At 63.6% G+C, this 17213-nt stretch carries 11 protein-coding genes; 10 read left to right on the forward strand and 1 reads right to left on the reverse strand.

Translation table 11 applies throughout. The annotated features are described in order from the left end of the window. Window positions 1-101 precede the first annotated feature (101 nt). The 5 genes from JCM7686_RS21555 to JCM7686_RS21575 all read left to right on the forward strand — a co-directional run bounded on the left by JCM7686_RS21555 (window position 102) and on the right by JCM7686_RS21575 (window position 5210). A complete protein-coding gene (locus JCM7686_RS21555) occupies window positions 102-1175 on the forward strand; it encodes an ABC transporter substrate-binding protein (RefSeq protein WP_020953134.1) in 1074 nt (357 codons plus the stop codon). Window positions 1176-1238: 63 nt separating this feature from the next. Continuing rightward, window positions 1239-2090 (forward strand): ABC transporter permease, encoded by an 852-nt coding sequence (locus JCM7686_RS21560; protein ID WP_020953135.1) that lies wholly within the window; start codon window positions 1239-1241, stop codon window positions 2088-2090. Between the two features lie 4 nt (window positions 2091-2094). After that, window positions 2095-2892, forward strand: coding sequence for an ABC transporter permease (locus tag JCM7686_RS21565; RefSeq protein WP_020953136.1), 798 nt, complete (start codon window positions 2095-2097; stop codon window positions 2890-2892). Further along, on the forward strand, window positions 2877-3698 hold the full coding sequence (locus JCM7686_RS21570; RefSeq protein WP_020953137.1) for an ABC transporter ATP-binding protein: 822 nt from the start codon (window positions 2877-2879) through the stop codon (window positions 3696-3698). The genes JCM7686_RS21565 and JCM7686_RS21570 overlap by 16 nt, the downstream gene beginning before the upstream one ends. Before the next feature lie 141 nt (window positions 3699-3839). After that, window positions 3840-5210: a phosphohexomutase domain-containing protein gene (locus tag JCM7686_RS21575; RefSeq protein ID WP_148292717.1), complete on the forward strand. Its 1371-nt coding sequence runs from the start codon at window positions 3840-3842 to the stop codon at window positions 5208-5210. Between the two features lie 9 nt (window positions 5211-5219). Here JCM7686_RS21575 and JCM7686_RS21580 read toward each other — a convergent pair whose 3' ends face one another. Beyond that, the gene (locus JCM7686_RS21580) at window positions 5220-6215 is read right to left on the reverse strand and encodes a helix-turn-helix transcriptional regulator (protein ID WP_020953139.1); all 996 of its coding nucleotides are present in this window, start codon (window positions 6213-6215) and stop codon (window positions 5220-5222) included. A gap of 132 nt (window positions 6216-6347) precedes the next feature. Here JCM7686_RS21580 and cysD point away from each other — a divergent pair, with 132 nt between their 5' ends. The 5 genes from cysD (at window position 6348) to JCM7686_RS21605 (ending at window position 17208) form a co-directional block, all read left to right on the forward strand. Then, a complete protein-coding gene (gene cysD, locus JCM7686_RS21585) occupies window positions 6348-7253 on the forward strand; it encodes a sulfate adenylyltransferase subunit CysD (RefSeq protein WP_020953140.1) in 906 nt (301 codons plus the stop codon). Between the two features lie 55 nt (window positions 7254-7308). After that, window positions 7309-9216, forward strand: coding sequence for a sulfate adenylyltransferase subunit CysN (cysN, locus tag JCM7686_RS21590; RefSeq protein WP_041528365.1), 1908 nt, complete (start codon window positions 7309-7311; stop codon window positions 9214-9216). Between the two features lie 304 nt (window positions 9217-9520). After that, the gene (locus JCM7686_RS23725) at window positions 9521-13888 is read left to right on the forward strand and encodes a PAS domain-containing hybrid sensor histidine kinase/response regulator (RefSeq protein ID WP_020953142.1); all 4368 of its coding nucleotides are present in this window, start codon (window positions 9521-9523) and stop codon (window positions 13886-13888) included. Window positions 13889-14056: 168 nt separating this feature from the next. Then, complete coding sequence (locus JCM7686_RS21600) at window positions 14057-15727, forward strand: formate--tetrahydrofolate ligase (RefSeq protein ID WP_020953143.1); 1671 nt, start codon at window positions 14057-14059, stop codon at window positions 15725-15727. A 200-nt stretch (window positions 15728-15927) separates the two neighbouring features. After that, entirely contained in the window at window positions 15928-17208 is a 1281-nt protein-coding gene (locus tag JCM7686_RS21605; protein WP_020953144.1) for an efflux RND transporter periplasmic adaptor subunit, read from the forward strand. The last annotated feature ends 5 nt before the right edge of the window (window positions 17209-17213 follow it).

Genomic DNA, 17213 nt, shown 5'->3' on the forward strand with positions numbered 1-17213 from the left:
TGCACCATTTTCCCCGCAAGGGACCCGAACAAGGCGGCCCTCCGAGGTTTTCGCCAAGGGGGCCGCATATCTAACGCTCGCATATCCAAAGGAAGAACGACATGAGCTTGAAACGGCGTGATTTTCTGATCCGCAGCTCTGCGGCGGCGGCGCTTCTGGCCGCGCCCTCTCTGGCACGGGCCGCGAGCGACAAGCTTGAGGTGATCCGGCTGGCCGGTCCGGGCAATGCCTCGGGGCGGCCTTACGGCAATGGCAATATCGGCCTTCTGCGCGGGCTCGAGCTGCTGGAAAAAGAGTTCGAGGCCGACAAGATCCGCATCGAATGGCAATTCCCGCGCGGTACGGGCCCGGCGATCAACGAGGCTTTGGCCAACCGCCAGCTCGATTTCGCAAGCTATGGCGGCCTGCCCAATATCGTCGGGCGCGGCGCGGGGGTGCCGACCAAGGTGCTGGCGGGCTCGGGCGTGTCGCCGACCTATGTTGCGGCGCGGCCCGAGGCCGGGATCAAGACGCTCGAAGATCTCAAAGGCAAGCGCGTCGCCTTCCAGCGCGGCACGATCTTCGAGCTCTCGCTTTACCTCATTCTGGCGAAGGTCGGGCTGACGAATGACGATGTCGTGCTCTTCGACATTCAGGGCGCCGACCAGATCGCCGCGATCCAGACCGGCGATGTCGATGTCATCATCGGGCAGGGCAACAGCGTGCTGACCACGGTGGCGCAGGGGCTGACCGAGGTCGTCTATACGACCAAGGGCAGCCCCGCGCCGGGCTCGACCTTCGGCTCCTTCACCGTGCACGAGCAATTCGCCGCCGCTCATCCCGAGGTGGTCGAGCGGGTTCTGACCGCTTTTGTCGAGGCCTCGCATTGGGGCAGCCAAGAGGAAAACCGCGACAAGGTCTTCGACATTTTCGCCGAAACCGGCACGCCGCGCGAAAGCTATGTCAAGGATTACGAGGGCGACAAGCTGGCCGACCGCCATACGCCGCTGCTCGACGGCTTTTATCGCCACAACATCGACGAAGGGCTGAAATTCACGCTCGCGACCAAGCTGGTGCGCAAGCCCTTCGATGTCGCGGGCTGGATCGACGACAGCCAGCTTTCGCGGATCATCGAACAAAAGGGCTGGCAGAAGGTCTGGACGCCGCGCAGCTCTGACGGTCAGGCGATCGGCTGAGCCGGGCCGGGTGCGGCCGATGAAGCTGGGCCGGTGAAAGCGGTGTGAGGAAAGGAGCAGCAGATGACCTATGTCAGCTACAAGACCGCGACCGCCTCGGCGGGGTGGAGCCTCTGGGCGCCGTTTCGCGCAGGGTTTGACCCGCGCCTGCTCCGCCTGACGCAGCAGTTGGCGCTCGGGGCGGTCGTGCCGCTTGCGGTGCTGCTGCTCTGGCATACCGCGACCAAGGGCGAGTGGCTCGCGCCGCAGGTCCTGCCCGCGCCCGGCCTTGTCTGGGAGACCACCGGCGAGCTTCTGGCCAGCGGCGAGCTGCAATCCGAGCTTTGGGTCAGCCTGCAACGCGTCCTCTGGGGCGTGGCGCTTGGCGGCGCGCTTGGCCTGATCGCCGGGCTGGCCTTCGGCCTGTCGCGTTTTCTCGACATCTATGTCGCGCCCACCATCCGCGCGATCTGCCTTGTGCCCTCGCTGGGGTGGCTGCCCTTCTTCATGCTGCTTTTCGGCATTGGCGAGGCGCTCAAGATCATCCTGATCGCCAAGACCTGCTTTCTGCCGCTGATGGTCTCAGCCTATGAGGGTTTGCGTAACCGGCCCCGCAAATATGACGAGATTGCCGCCGCGCTCGAGTTGCCCTTCCTGACGCGGGTCTTTCAGATCACGCTGCCCTCGATCCTGCCAAGCGTGCTGACCGGGCTGCGCCTGGCGCTGTCGAAAGGCTGGAAGGCCTTGATTCTGGTCGAAATGATCTCTTCGGCGGCGGGGATCGGCTATCTCATGATGTGGGGGCGCAAGGCGTTTCAGCTCGATGTCGTCTTTGCCACGATCATCGTCATCGGCGTCGTTGGCTGGTTCATGGATGCGGCCCTGCTGAGGCTGCAGAACCGGCTGACGGGCTGGTCGGTTAAATCGGTGGGGTGAGGCGATGAGCAATCCTGCATCCGAGGCTCGGGTCAGCCATGCTTTCCTGCGCGCCATGATCCTGCCCGCGCTTCTGGTCGCGCTTTGGGGCGTTGCCTATGACGCGGGTTGGCTGAATCCCAAAGTCTTTGTCTCGCCGCTTGCGGTTTTGCGCGCCGCCTGGACGGGCTTTGGCGATGGTTCGGTGCCGGGCGCGGCTTTGGCCACGCTGGCGCGCGCCATGGCGGGCTGGGTGATCGGCGCGGGGATCGGGCTCGTGTTCGGGATCGCGCTTGGCATCTCGGGCGTCGCGCGCGGCCTCTTTGACCCAACCGTCAACAGCCTGCGCCAGATCGCGCTTTTCGCCTGGATCCCGCTGCTCTCGGCCTGGCTGGGCAATGGCGAGACCATGAAGATCACGCTGATCGCGCTCGGGGCCTTTTTCCCGATGGCGCTTGGCGCGCAGGCGGGCACGCAGAATGTGCCGATCGGCTGGCGCGAGCTTGGCGCGGCGCTGGAACTTGGCCCGGTCGAGCGTCTGCGCCGCATTATCTTGCCCGCCGCGCTGCCCGCGATCGTGACCGGGGTCGAGCTCTCGCTCAACGTCGCTTGGCTGGGAACCTTCGGGGCCGAATATCTGATCGGTACCGGCTATATCAATGGGATGGGCGACGGTCTGGGCGCCTATCTGGCCGCCGCGCGGGAATATGCGCGCATGGATCAGGTTCTGCTCGGCGTCCTGATCCTTGGCATCATCGGCGTCTCGCTGGATCGCGGCGTCGCCCATCTGTCGCGAAAGGTTGCCCCATGGCAGACACATTGACCGATCTTCCGGCCCCGGCGGGTCGCCCTGCGGCGGCGGGGCAGGTGAGCCTGACGCAGGTCCGGCGCAGTTTCACCGTTCGCCAAAATCGGGTCGAGGCGCTGTCGGATGTCTCGCTCGAGGTCGCGGCGGGCGAGTTTCTGGCGGTGGTCGGTCCCTCGGGCTGCGGCAAATCCTCGCTGTTGCGCCTGCTCGCCGGGCTCGACTTTCCCGATCACGGCAGGGTCGCGATTGACGGCGAGCCGGTGCGCAAGCCCTCGCTCTCGCGCGGCATCGTCTTTCAGGATCACCGCCTGCTGCCTTGGCTGACGGTCTCGAAAAACATTGCGCTGGCGCTGAAGGTTCTGCCCGGCACAAACGCAGAAAAGGCCGAGCGGGTGCGCGAGCTGATCGAGCTGGTCGGGCTCAGCGGCTTTGAAGAGGCGTTGCCCCATCAGCTCTCGGGTGGCATGTCGCAGCGCGCCGCCATCGCGCGTGGCCTTGCGCCCCGGCCCGCGCTTTTGCTGCTCGATGAGCCCTTCGGCGCGCTCGATTCGCTCAATCGCGTGCGGTTGCAGGATGAGCTGCTGGCGATCCGCGCGCGCGAAAGTTCGACCGTGGTCTTGATCACCCATGATGTCGAAGAGGCGATCTATCTTGCCGACCGCGTCGTCGTCATGGCCAGCAAACCGGGGCGGATCATTGCCGAGGTGCCGGTGCCTTTGGCCCATATCCGCGATCGCAACAGCCGCGAATTCGTCGCTTTGCGCCATCAGGTCACCGGGCTGATCAACGCGCGATCCACAGCGGAACACGCGCCCGCCTGATTCCATCCCCGCCCGGCTGGCCCCGGAAAGGACAATCGGTTGCAGCCGCTGGCGAGGCGGCCCCAGCCGGGTTATATCCGCTTGATGCCCTGTCCGGTCCCGGACCGGGCCATGTCGATGCAAGCGAGCGGGAGCCCGAGGCTGATGGAACTGAGCTGCTTCAAAGCCTATGATATTCGTGGCCGTCTGGGCGAAAACCTCGATGCGGCCATCGCCTATCGGATCGGGCGCGGCTTTGCCCGGGCGCTTGGCGCGCGCCGCGTGGTGCTGGGCCGCGACATCCGCGCCTCGTCCGAAGAGCTGGCAGCGGCGGTGTCGCGCGCGCTGATCGACGAAGGGGTCGAGGTGCTCGATCTCGGGCTCTGCGGCACCGAAGAGATGTATTTCGCGGTCAGCCATTTCGACGCCGATGGCGGGATCGAGGTCACCGCCTCGCATAATCCCATGGATTACAACGGGATGAAGATGGTGCGCGCGGGCTCGGCACCGCTCGACACGGCAACCGGGCTCGCCGCGATCAAGACCCTGGCCGAGGCCGATGATTTCGGTCCGGCGCGTCCGGACGGCCAAAGCCGCGAGATCGGGGCCGAGGCGCGCGCGGCCTATGTCAGCCATGTTCTGGGCTTCGTCGATGTCGCGGCGCTGCGACCGCTGAAGATCCTCGTCAATGCCGGGAATGGCGCGGCCGGGCCGACCTTTGACGCGATCGCGGCGGGGCTGGCAGAGCGCGGCGCGCCCTTGAGCTTTATCCGTCTGCATCACGAACCCGACGGCAGCTTTCCCAATGGCATCCCCAATCCGCTTTTGCCCGAAAACCAGCCGGTGACCGCCGAGGCGGTGCGCGCCCATGGCGCCGATCTCGGCCTCGCTTGGGACGGCGATTTCGACCGCTGCTTCTTCTTTGACGAAAGCGGCGGCTTCATCGACGGCGAATATATCGTTGGCCTGCTCGCGGCGGCCTTCTTGGCGCGCGAGCCCGGGGCGCGGATCGTCCATGACCCGCGCGTGATCTGGAACACCCGCGATCTGGTCGAGGCGGCGGGCGGCGAGCCGATTCAGGCGCGCACTGGACATGCGTTCCTCAAGGCCGCTTTGCGCGAATTCGACGCGATCTATGGCGGCGAGATGTCGGCGCATCACTATTTCCGCGATTTCATGTATTGCGACAGCGGCATGATCCCCTGGCTTTTGGTGGCCGAATTGATGGGGCGCTCAGGCCAGCCGCTCTCGGCGCTGGTGGCCGAGCGGCGGCGCGCTTTCCCCTCCTCGGGTGAGATCAATTTCACGATCAGCGATGTCGCCGCCGCCCGCGCGCGGGTCGAGGCCGAATTCGCCGCAGAGGCGCTGTCGCGCGACGAGATGGACGGGCTTTCGCTGGCCTTCCCAGACTGGCGCTTCAACCTGCGCGCCTCGAACACCGAGCCGGTCTTGCGGCTGAATGTCGAGGCCAAGGGTGACGCCGCCCTTCTGGCCGACCGGGTCGCGCGGCTGCGCGCGTTGATCACGGCTTAAGCGCGGCTCTCACGCCAGCCAGATCGCACTGGTCAGCACAGCGCGGATGACCGCGCTTTGCCCGCTCGCGCCCATCCGGGCATAGATCCGTTTCGAGGCGCTGCGCGCGGTCTCGGCGGTCCAGCCAAGCTCTGTCGCCGCGTCTTGCAGCGAAAAGCCGTCGCAGAGAAGTTGGACCAGACGCGCCTCGCTGCGGCTGAGGCCAAGGCTCGCCGCGATCTGCGCCAGCGGCAGCGCGCGCGCCGGGCGCGGGCCGCGCAGATAAGCGGTCAGCGCGCCGCCGTCTTGCGCCGCGCCCGCATGGAAGACGAGTTCGAGCGGCGGATCTTGCGAAATCGCCAGCACGCGCCCGTTCTCCTCACCGCTTTGCGCGGCCAAAAGCGCGGTCTGAAACGCCTGCGCCGTGGCCGAATCGGGAAACTCGAGCCAGCCGTCCGAGCGTCGCCGCAAGCGTGGCGTGGCCGCGATCAGCTCTTGCGCGGTGACCGAGAGGTCAAGGATATTGCCCGCCGGCGTGAAGCGGATCCAGCCCGCGCCCAGACGGCGCAGCATCCCGAGATCGCGCGCCGCGCCCAGCCGCTCGTCGCGCAGCCGCCGCCAACCCAGCAGGGCCTGCGGCAGAAACGGCGTCAGGTTCGAGAGCTGCAACCCGTCCACCGCGCGAAAATCCCGGTCGTCGCGTTGCAGCGCCAGAGCCGCGAATTCGCCCTGACCCAGCGCCGATTTCAAGGCGCGGGCATAGGGTTTCGGTCCGGGCTCGGCGGGCAGATCGGTTTCGGAATAGACGCGATCGCTGCGCATTTGCAGGCTCTGCGCCGCCGAAAGCGGCACCGGCGTGCCATGCTGCCAGAGCTCTTTCACGCGGCCATGCTGCTCGATGCGCAACAGCGCCGCGCTGGCTCCGGTCGCCTGCGCCAGTGTCGCAAGGAAGCCGAGCCAAAGCGCGTCGCCCGCGTCACTGTCGCTTGCGGCGCCGGTCGCCGTGCCAAGAGCGGCGGCGAACAAGGCGTTCAGAATATTGGTCTCTGTCGAAATGGCAGCGATCCCGAGGAAAGATAAAATACCCCCCATTTGGGGGGTGTCTCGACTAGAGGGCAGGTCTAAAGCAGCGTCAACCTCATTCTGACGAGACGGCCCATGGACACGAAAACCCTCACCCACCTGCAGCGGCTGGAAGCGGAAAGCATCCATATCCTGCGCGAAGTGGTTGCCGAAGCTGAAAACCCGGTGATGCTTTACAGCGTCGGCAAGGACAGCGCGGTCATGCTGCATCTGGCGAAAAAGGCCTTCTATCCGGCGCCGCCGCCCTTCCCGCTTTTGCATGTCGATACGACCTGGAAATTCCGCGCCATGTATGACCTGCGCGACAAGGCCGCGAAAGATGCGGGGATGGAGCTGCTGGTCTATCAAAACCCCGAAGCCAAGGAAAAGGGCGTGAACCCCTTCGATCACGGCTCGCTGCACACCGATATGTGGAAGACCGAGGGGCTGAAACAGGCGCTCGATCTTTACAATTTCGACGTGGCCTTTGGCGGTGCGCGCCGCGACGAGGAAAAGTCGCGCGCGAAAGAGCGGGTGTTTTCCTTCCGCTCGGCCAATCACCGCTGGGACCCGAAAAACCAGCGCCCGGAATTGTGGCGGCTTTACAATGCGCGCAAGGCCAAGGGCGAAAGCGTGCGCGTCTTCCCGATCTCGAATTGGACCGAGCTGGATATCTGGCAATATATCTATCTCGAAAACATCGAGATCGTGCCGCTCTATTTCTCGGCGCCGCGCCCGACGGTCGAGCGCGATGGGCTGATCCTGATGGTCGATGACGACCGCTTCCGCCTGAACCCGGGCGAAGAGCCGGTGACGCGCTCGATCCGCTTCCGCACGCTCGGGTGCTATCCGCTGACCGGCGCCGTCGAAAGCGAGGCGCAGACGCTGCCCGAGGTCATTCAGGAAATGCTGCTGACCACCACGTCGGAGCGTCAGGGCCGCGCCATTGACCACGATCAGACCGCCTCGATGGAGAAGAAGAAGCAGGAAGGTTACTTCTGATCTTTCCCGTGATCCTTGCCCGTCACGCTCCTCCTCTTTCCGGAATTTGCAGAACATGAACAGCAACGAACCGATTTATCAGACCGAGGCGCTCATTGCCGAGGACATTCACGCCTATCTCGAAAAGCACCAGCACAAGACCATGCTGCGCTTCATCACCTGCGGCTCGGTCGATGATGGCAAATCGACCCTGATCGGGCGGCTGCTTTACGACAGCAAGATGATCTTCGAGGATCAGCTCGCCACGCTCGAAGCCGACAGCAAGCGCGTCGGCACGCAGGGTCAAGAGATCGACTTTGCGCTGCTGGTCGATGGGCTGGCCGCCGAGCGCGAGCAGGGCATTACCATCGACGTGGCCTACCGCTTCTTTGCCACTGAAAAGCGCAAGTTCATCGTCGCCGACACCCCCGGTCACGAGCAATATACCCGCAATATGGTCACCGGCGCCTCGACCGCCGATCTCGCCGTGATCCTGATCGACGCGCGCAAGGGCGTGCTGACCCAGACCCGGCGCCACAGCTATCTGGTCAAGCTTCTGGGCATCCGCCATATCGTTTTGGCGGTGAACAAGATGGATCTGGTCGATTACGATCAGGCGAGCTTTGAGCGCATCGTTTCGGATTACCGCGACTTCGCGCAAAGCATCGGCATCGAGGCCTTTACCGCGATCCCGATTTCGGGCTTCAAGGGCGACAATATCACCGCCAACAGCGAGAATATGCCTTGGTATCAGGGCACGGCGCTGCTGCCGCATCTCGAGGCGGTCGATGTCGATGCGACCGCAGATCAGGCCAAAGCCTTCCGGATGCCGGTGCAATGGGTCAACCGTCCGAACCTCGATTTCCGGGGTTTCTCGGGGCTGATCGCGGCGGGCGCGGTGCGTCCGGGCGATGCGATCCGGGTGCTGCCCTCGGGCAAGACCTCGACGATTGCGCGGATTGTGGCACTTGGCGGCGACCGTGATCTGGCGGTGGCGGGCGAATCCGTCACGCTGACCTTGGCCGATGAAATCGACTGCTCACGCGGGCAGGTCCTTGTCGCGGCCCAAGCGCCGCTGGAGGTCGCCGATCAGTTTGAAAGCACCATCGTCTGGATGGACGAGGCCGAAATGGTGCCGGGCCGGGCTTATTGGCTCAAGATCGGCACTCAGACGGTTTCGGCCACGGTTCACGCGCCGAAATACGAGGTGAACGTCAACACGCAAGAGCATCTCGCGACCAAGACGCTGGATCTCAATGCGATTGGCGTCGCGAATGTCACCACCGACCGCGAGATCCCTTTCGCGGCCTATGCCGACAACCGCGATCTCGGTGGCTTCATCCTGATCGACAAGATGACCAACCGCACGGTGGCGGCCGGGATGATCCATTTCGCGCTGCGCCGCGCGCAAAACATCCACTGGCAGGCGACCGACATCGGCCGCGAGCATCATGCCGGGATGAAGCATCAGAAACCGGCGGTTCTGTGGCTGACCGGGCTCTCGGGCTCGGGCAAATCGACGATCGCGAATATTGTCGAGAAAAAGCTCGCGCGGATGAACCGCCACACCTTCCTGCTCGACGGCGACAACGTGCGTCACGGGCTGAACAAGGATCTGGGCTTCACCGAGGCCGACCGCATCGAAAACATCCGCCGCGTCGGCGAAGTCGCCAAGCTGATGACCGATGCCGGTCTGATCGTCATCACCGCCTTCATCTCGCCGTTCCGCTCGGAGCGCGACATGGTGCGCTCGATGATGCAGCCCGGCGAATTCGTCGAGGTCTTTGTCGATACGCCGCTTGAAACCGCGGAAAGCCGTGATGTGAAAGGGCTTTATGCCAAGGCGCGCGCGGGGCAGCTCAAGAACTTCACCGGGATCGATTCCCCCTATGAAGCGCCCGATGCGCCCGAGCTGCGCATCGACACCACCGCGATCAGTGCCGAAGAGGCCGCCGATCTCATCATCGCCCGGCTGATCCCCTGACGAGGGCCTAAGGCGTTCATCAAGACGCTTGCCCAAAGACGGCCACAGATCTGATCTGTGGCCGTTTTCATTGGCGGCACAAAAACGCAACAAAACCGCGCGCGCGTGACAAAACTTCCCGTCAAAGTGGAGCGGCCAATTGTGCTATTCTCGCATAGGAAATATACAAATGCCGCGCCTCTACCTGCGGAAGAATAAACTTCTCGAAAAATGAAAGCGGATGTTTTCTCGATAACCCGATCGTAACCCGATACAGCCATTCTTCAGCAGAACCTCTCAAAGCTCTACCGACTCAGGACCTCCCATGACCGATTCTGCCCATCTGCCCGAGCCGTTGATCCAGCGCTGCCGCGAAACGGCGCTCTGCTTGGCCGAGCAGTTGAACTGCGCGATGCTGCGCGTTCTCTATTATGGGTTTGCCAAGGTCGATGTTCTGGCCGAAGCCGGGCCGGATCCGTTTCCTGCGGCGCCGGTCGTGCTCAAGGACGGGACGGACAGCCTGACGCAGGGTGCGGAGGGGGCGCAGCCGGTCTGGCGGCTGACCTTGCCGATCACGGACAGCAAGGGCGCGGTTCTGGGTGTGATCGAGGCTGCGGGCCATGGCGCGGATGGGGTTGGCGCGGATGGGCTCGCGCTGGCGCGGCTTTTGCGCGACGGGATCGTCGATCAATTCGCGCTCTATCAGCGCCGCGCCGCCGATCCGATGGACATTGCCGGCGATCTTGACCGCGCGCGACAGGCGCAGGAAATCAGCGATTTCCGCTTCAAGATGCTGGTCGAAAACTCGCTCGACGATTTCTTCATGCATGACGACACCGGTCACTTCCTGCATGTGAATGACCGCGCGTGCCGCAGCCTTGGCTATACTCGTGAAGAGCTGCTGACCATGAGCGCCTCGGATGTGTCGAAAGACCTGACCCAAGAGGAAAAGGAAGAGCTTTACCGCGTGACCGCCCCCGGGGCGACCGCGCGGATTTATGGCCATCACACGCGCAAGGACGGCACGACCTTCCCGGTGGAGGTGCTGATTTCCTGCCATCTGTTCGACGGGCAGAAAGTCTTTTTGGGCATGGTGCGCGACCGCACGGAAGAGGTGGCCTCGCAAGAGGCGCTCGAAAGCCTCAACCGGCAGCTTGAGGACCGCGTCGCCGCCCGCACCGAAGAGCTGCGCGATACCAGCGATCTCTTGCAGGCGGTGATCGATTCTGTCGCCGACACGATCACTCTGGTCGATACCGAAGGGCGCTTCCAGCTGGTGAACCGCGCGGCGATCTCGATCCTGCCGGGCGAATTCGCCGATATCCGTGGCCGCACCATCGAAGAGCTGCTCGGGCCGGAAAAAGCCCATGAATTCACCGCGCGCACGCGCCGGGTGCTCTGCACGGGCGAAAGCGAAACCGTCGAAGAGCTTTTGCTTGGGCGCGACGGTGAAAGCATCCGGCTGACGACGCGCACCCCGCGCCGCGATGATGAGGGCAATGTCACCGGGCTCGTGACGATTTCGCGCGATATCACCGAGCTCAAGCGCGACGAGATTGAGCTGAAGCTTGAGCGCGAGCGTATGACGCTGGCCGCCGAAGTGGGCGGGCTCGGGGTTCTGGAATATCGTCCGGCCAGCGGTGATCTGGTCTGCAGCGATGAGCTGCGCCGGATTTTCGGCCTCAGCGACACCGGGCTGCGGCTCGATAGCCTGCTCGCCTGCGTCGATCCCGAAGATCGCGCGCTTTTCCGGGCTGAGCTGGCCCCGCCTCTGGTCGAAGAGCCGATCGAGCCGATCCTCTTCCGCATCCGGGATGCCGAGGGGCAAGAGCGTTGGCTCTCGGCCGCGGCGCGCTATTTCCACCAATCGGAATTCGTCGATGCCCGCGTCATCTGCGTTGTGCGCGATGTCACCGAACAGCATGTCGCCGAACGCAAGGTGCAAGACAGTTACGATGCGCTGCGTCGGGCTGAACGGCTGGCCCGGATCGGCTCGTGGTCGCTGGACCCGAAGACGAATATCTTGACCGCCTCGGAAATGCTCCATGAGATGAATGGGGTCAGTCAGGGGCAGGGCGTCGCGGTCGAGGACTTGCAAAAGATGATGCCGCCCGACGATTTTGCGCGCCTCGGCGTGGCCATCGAGCACTGTATCCGCACTGGCGAGCCCTATACCGTCGATGTGACCCATTACGACGCCGAGGGAGGCTCTTTCGCCGCCGAGATCCGCGGCGCCGCGGTGCGGGACGATGACGGTCAGCTGGTTGCGTTGTCCGGCACCGTGCAGGATGTGAGCGAACGCGAGGCCTCGCGCGCCCAGCTGACGGCGATTGCCGACAGCCTGCCCAATGGCGCGATCTACCGGCTCGATTTCCTGGCCCCCGATGTCGGGCTTGCGGGCACCGAGATCACCGGCGATGAGATGCGGGTTTCTTATGTCAGCGCGGGGATCGACAAGCTGATCGGTGTCTCGGCTGAAAAGCTCGTGGCCGATCCGGGGCTGATCGTCGCCGCGATCCATCCCGACGACCGCGAACGCTATTTCGAGACCTCGCGCCGGGCTGCGGAAACCATGTCGGTCTTCGACTGCGAGTTCCGGGTCATCCGGCCAGATGGCGATCAGGCCTGGCTTCAGATCCGCTCGGCAGTGCGCGAATCCGATCAGGGGCAGGTCTGGGACGGCATCATTCTGGATGTCACCAAGGAATATGAAACCGCCGAGGCTCTGCGTCAGGCCAAAGATGCCGCCGAAGCCGCCGAGCGGGCGAAAAGCGAATTCCTGGCCACCATGAGCCATGAAATCCGCACGCCGATGAATGCGGTGATCGGCATGACCCGACTGGTAATGCAGACCGATCTGTCGCCCCGTCAGCACAATTACCTGACCAAGATCGACAGCTCGGCCCGGGTGCTGCTGGGCATCATCAACGATATTCTCGATGTGTCGCGGATTGAGGCGGGCGGGCTCGAACTGGAGGAGACCGATTTCACGCTGGAATCGGTGCTTGAGACCTTGTCGAACGCAACCTCGCTCAAGGCCGAGGAAAAGGGGCTGGAGATCGTCTATGCGATCTCGCCCTCGGTGCCGCGCCAGCTTTGCGGCGATCCCTTGCGTCTGGGACAGGTGTTGATCAATCTGGTCAGCAATGCCGTCAAATTCACCGAACGCGGCGAGATCGTGGTTTCGGCCGAACTGCTGCCCCCTCAGGTGCCGGGCCAAAGGCCGCTGATCCAATTCTCGATCCGTGACACCGGCATCGGGCTCACCCCGGAACAAAGCTTGTCGCTGTTCAAGCCCTTCTCGCAAGCCGACACCCGCACCGCGCGCCGCTTTGGTGGCACCGGTCTGGGGCTGTCGATCAGCAAGAAGCTGGTCGAGTTGATGGGTGGCGAAATCCGGGTCGAAAGCCAGCTTGGCCGGGGCAGCACCTTCTCGTTTACCTTCGCCAGCATCGGCTCAAGCGCCTCAGAGCTGCGCATGAGCGATCTTTTCCAAGGCAAGCGCGCGCTGATCGTCGATGATATGGCAACCTCGCGCGAGACCTTGTCGAATATGATCGGCCAGTTCGGCGTCGTCGCGCAAAGCGTCTCGTCGGGCGCCGAGGCGTTGGCCGTGCTGCATGAGGCGGCTGCCCGCAACCGGCCCTTCGACATTGTGCTGATGGATTGGCGGATGCCGGGCATGGACGGGGTCGAAACCGCGCGCATGATCCGCAACGACCGCTTTTTGCGCACCACCCCCGCCGTGCTCATGGTGACGGCCCATGCCGGTGACGAGATTTTGCGCAAGGTCGATTTGCTGGATCTGCAGGGGCTTTTGATCAAACCCGTCACAGAATCAATGCTTTACAATGCGGTCCAGCAGGTTTTCGAAATCAGCAGCCGCGCCGAAGTTCAGCTGGCCGCAAGCACAGCGGTGCAGGGCGGGACGAGCTATCCCGCGATCATTCGCGGGCGTCGCGTGCTCGTGGTGGACGACAACCTGTTCAATCTTGAGGTCGCGGCCGATTTTCTCGAATTGGCGGGTGTTCTCGTGACCAAAGCGGAATCGGGCTTCGAGGCGCTTCGGCGGCTGCAAACGGAAGATTTCGACGCAGTCCTGATGGATATGCAGATGCCCGATATGGACGGGCTGGAAACCACGCGGCGCATTCGCCAAAACCCGGAGTGGCTGGGGCTGCCGGTGATTGCGCTGACCGCGCAGGCTCGGATCGAGGACCGCGAGGCGACGCTTCAAGTCGGCATGACCGCCCATCTGACCAAGCCCATCGACGAAAAGCTGATGTATGCGACTCTCGCTGGTGTGCTCGAAGAGGAAGGCTTGCTGCTCGAGGCCGAGGTCACGGCAGAGCTGGCGCAGCCGCAGATCATCGACCTGTCGCAGACGCTCGCACGAGTGCATGGCGATGAAAGCCGGATGCGCCGGATGATTGAGCTGTTCGTGCGCGACTTCTCGGACTGTCCCGGCCAGTTGCGCGATGCCTTGGCGGTCGGCGACAGCCGGACGTTGGCGGCGGTCGCGCATCGCGCGCGCGGCGTTGCCGGCTATTTCGCCGCCGATCGTCTTTTCCGCGATGCCGAGGCCTTGGAGCTGCTGATTTACGACGATGCGCAAGCAGCACTTGAAAAACCGACTTTCCTGCTGGTAAAAAGTCTTGAAGACGTGCTTTCGGCCTGTCGGGCGGCTCTCTGATTCGTTTTTCAGGGCATTTGCCCGTTTTATAGGCAGAATTCGGTGTGGTTCTCGACCTATTGGTTGAGGGCGCCTCGGCCTATTGGCTGAGTGCGACACTTTCTCTGTATCTCCGCGACGGCGTGGCTGGTTATCCAAAAGACTGAGCCCCGCCAGCAGGAGATACGAATGACCTCCGATATCGAGATTGCCCGCGCCGCCAAGAAACGTCCCATTGTCGAAGTTGCCGCCCGCCTTGGGCTCAGTCCCGAGGATGTGTTGCCCTATGGACATGACAAGGCCAAGCTGACCCATGCCGCTTTGGCGCAGATGCAGGACCGCGCCCCGGGCAAGCTGATCCTCGTCACCTCGATCAACCCGACGCCCGCGGGCGAGGGCAAGACCACGACCACGGTGGGTCTTGGCGATGCGCTGAACCGGATCGGCCGCAAGACGGTGATCTGCCTGCGCGAGCCCAGCCTCGGCCCGAATTTCGGGATGAAAGGCGGCGCGGCTGGCGGCGGTTATGCGCAGGTGATCCCGATGGAGGATCTCAACCTGCATTTCACCGGCGATTTTCACGCCATCGGCAGCACCCATAACCTGCTGTCGGCGATGATCGACAATCACATCCATTGGGGCAATGAGCTCGGTTTCGACATTCGCCGGATCAGCTGGCGTCGGGTGGTCGATATGAATGACCGCGCCCTGCGCGATATCACTGTGGCACTCGGCGGCGCGTCGAACGGCTATCCGCGCGAAAGCGGCTTTGACATTTCGGTGGCCTCCGAGGTCATGGCGATCCTGTGTCTGGCCGAAAACCTTGTCGATCTGCAGGCGCGTCTGGCGCGGATCGTCGTCGGCTATACCCGCGAGCTCAAGCCGATCACCGCGGCCGATCTTAAGGCCGATGGCGCGATGACGGTGCTGTTGCGCGATGCCTTGCAGCCGAACCTCGCGCAGACCATCGAGAACAACCCGGTTCTGGTCCATGGCGGTCCCTTTGCCAATATCGCCCATGGCTGCAACAGCGTCATCGCGACGCGCGCCGGGCTGGCGCTTGGCGATTACGTCGTGACCGAGGCGGGCTTTGGGGCCGATCTGGGTGCCGAGAAATTTCTCGACATCAAATGCCGCAAATCCGGCCTCGCCCCCGATGCGGTGGTGATTGTCGCGACGATCCGCGCGCTGAAGATGAACGGCGGCGTCGCCAAGGCCGATCTCGGCGTCGAGGATGTTCCGGCTTTGGTTTTGGGCAGCACCAATCTTGAGCGCCATATCGGCAATATCCAGAAATTCGGCCTGCCGGTCGTGGTGGCGATCAACCATTTCGCGACCGATACCGCCGAAGAGCTGGCCGCGCTGACCGGCATCTGCGAGGGGCTAGGCGTCAAGGCGATCCTCTGCCGACACTGGGCGGAAGGTGGGGCCGGGGCCGAGGAGCTGGCGCGTGCCGTGGTCGCGATGACCGAAGAGGGCGAGGCCGCGCTCAAGCTGCTTTATGCCGATGAGCTGCCGCTTTGGGAAAAGATCCAGACGATCTCGCGCGAGATCTATGGTGCCGCGCGCGCCGAGGCTCCGGCGCGGATCATGGCCCAGCTCAGCCAATGGCAGAAAGAGGGCTATGGCGATTTTCCGATCTGCATGGCCAAGACCCAATATAGTTTCTCGGCCGATCCTGCATTGCTGGGCGCGCCCGCAAACCATGTCATCCCGGTGCGCGAGGTGCGTTTGGCAGCCGGAGCGGGCTTCATTGTCGCGATTTGCGGCGATGTGATGACCATGCCGGGCCTGCCGCGCCATCCCACCGCGCAGCGCATCGGGCTGACGGCGACCGGCGAGATCGACGGGTTGTTTTAGGCGGCAACCACGCCTGCCGGTCTGGAGGACGGCGCAAGACGACGCGCGAGGCTGCGGAGGGGATCGAAACATTCGGAAATGTTTCGATACACATGATATACAAATTCCCCCTTGGCCTCGCGCGGAAGCTGGATAAAGTTGCGGCAAGAACAGACCATCTCCGACCGGCCCGCAGCGGCCTTCATCTGGAGGAACCGGCTATGTCTTTCCCGACGTTTCGGGCCGCAGTTTATACCTGCTTCACGCTTCTTCTCTTACCTCAGGCCTCGCTCGCACAAGGTGCGCCGGGCCATGAGTTGCCGCCGCAAAAGGTCGGCGTGATCTCGGTCAAGAAAGAGCGCGTGCCCCAGACCTTCAGTCTGCCGGGCCGTGCGGTCGCCTTTCAGCAGGTGCTGGTCCGGCCAAGGGTCAGCGGCGTGGTGACCGATATTCTTTATCAGCCGGGCAAGATGGTGAAGGTCGGCGACCCGCTGTTCAAGCTGGATGACGCCTCTTACGTCGCGACGGTTGCCGCTGACAATGCCGCCTTTCTGTCGGCTGAGGCCAATTTGCCGGTGAAACAAGCGGCGTTTGATCGCGCCAAGGCGCTGCTTGGGCAGGGCTCGACGCAGGTCCAGCTAGAGGCGGCGCAATCAGACCTTGCCACGGCGCAGGCAACGCTCGATTCGACCAAGGCTGCGCTCGATTATTCCGAAAAGCAGCTTGCCTGGACCACGATCACCAGCCCGATTGAGGGCTTTCCCGAAGTGGCGACGGTCTCGGTCGGCGATCTGGTCTCGGCGGCGCAGACCAATGCGATGACCACCATCACCCGGCTGGATCCGATCTATGTCGATATGCTGGAAACCTCGGCGCGGCTCTTGCAGATTCGCAATGAGATCGACAATGGCACTTTGGCACCGAACCAATCGGTCAATGCCCAGCTCGAGCTTGAAGACGGGCAGGTCTATAAGGGGCAGGGCAAGCTGGTGGCGCCGTCCGCGATCGTCTCGTCCTCGACCGGCACCTTCAGCGTCCGGTTCCAGTTCGACAATCCCAAGCGCATGATTTTGCCCGGGATGTTCGTGCAAGGCACCGCCGATCTTGGCACGACAGATGCGGTTTTGGTGCCGCAGCGCGCGGCGACCCGATCAAGCGCGGGCGATCTTACGGCCTTCATCGTCAAGGATGGCAAGGCCGATCTGGTGACCCTGTCGGCGGTCTCGAGCTATAACAACAACTGGGTGGTGACGGCCGGTCTGAATGAGGGCGATCAGCTGATCGTCGATGGGCTCAAGATGCTGTCGGCGGGGCAGGCGGTGGCGCCGGAGCCTGCGACGGTGGATGCCGACGGTCTCGTCGCGCTGACGCAAAACGCCAATGGCGCGGCCCCGGCCCCGGCATCAACGCCCGCCCCTGCTCCGACAAGCGGCACGGCCCCGGCGGCGGGGGCAAGCTCTGGCAGTTCCGCGCCTGCGGCCAAGCCGGCTGCGGCGGAGTAACGGAT

This window comes from Paracoccus aminophilus JCM 7686, from assembly GCF_000444995.1.
Lineage (GTDB): Bacteria > Pseudomonadota > Alphaproteobacteria > Rhodobacterales > Rhodobacteraceae > Paracoccus > Paracoccus aminophilus.

Excerpts from the sequence above, each read along its gene's own strand:
- JCM7686_RS21555 (WP_020953134.1), top strand. The coding sequence starts at position 102 with ATGAGCTTGAAACGGCGTGATTTTCTGATCCGCAGCTCTGCGGCGGCG.
- JCM7686_RS21560 (WP_020953135.1), top strand. The coding sequence starts at position 1,239 with ATGACCTATGTCAGCTACAAGACCGCGACCGCCTCGGCGGGGTGGAGC.
- JCM7686_RS21565 (WP_020953136.1), top strand. The coding sequence starts at position 2,095 with ATGAGCAATCCTGCATCCGAGGCTCGGGTCAGCCATGCTTTCCTGCGC.
- JCM7686_RS21570 (WP_020953137.1), top strand. The coding sequence starts at position 2,877 with ATGGCAGACACATTGACCGATCTTCCGGCCCCGGCGGGTCGCCCTGCG.
- cysD (WP_020953140.1), top strand. The coding sequence starts at position 6,348 with ATGGACACGAAAACCCTCACCCACCTGCAGCGGCTGGAAGCGGAAAGC.
- cysN (WP_041528365.1), top strand. The coding sequence starts at position 7,309 with ATGAACAGCAACGAACCGATTTATCAGACCGAGGCGCTCATTGCCGAG.
- JCM7686_RS23725 (WP_020953142.1), top strand. The coding sequence starts at position 9,521 with ATGACCGATTCTGCCCATCTGCCCGAGCCGTTGATCCAGCGCTGCCGC.
- JCM7686_RS21600 (WP_020953143.1), top strand. The coding sequence starts at position 14,057 with ATGACCTCCGATATCGAGATTGCCCGCGCCGCCAAGAAACGTCCCATT.
- JCM7686_RS21605 (WP_020953144.1), top strand. The coding sequence starts at position 15,928 with ATGTCTTTCCCGACGTTTCGGGCCGCAGTTTATACCTGCTTCACGCTT.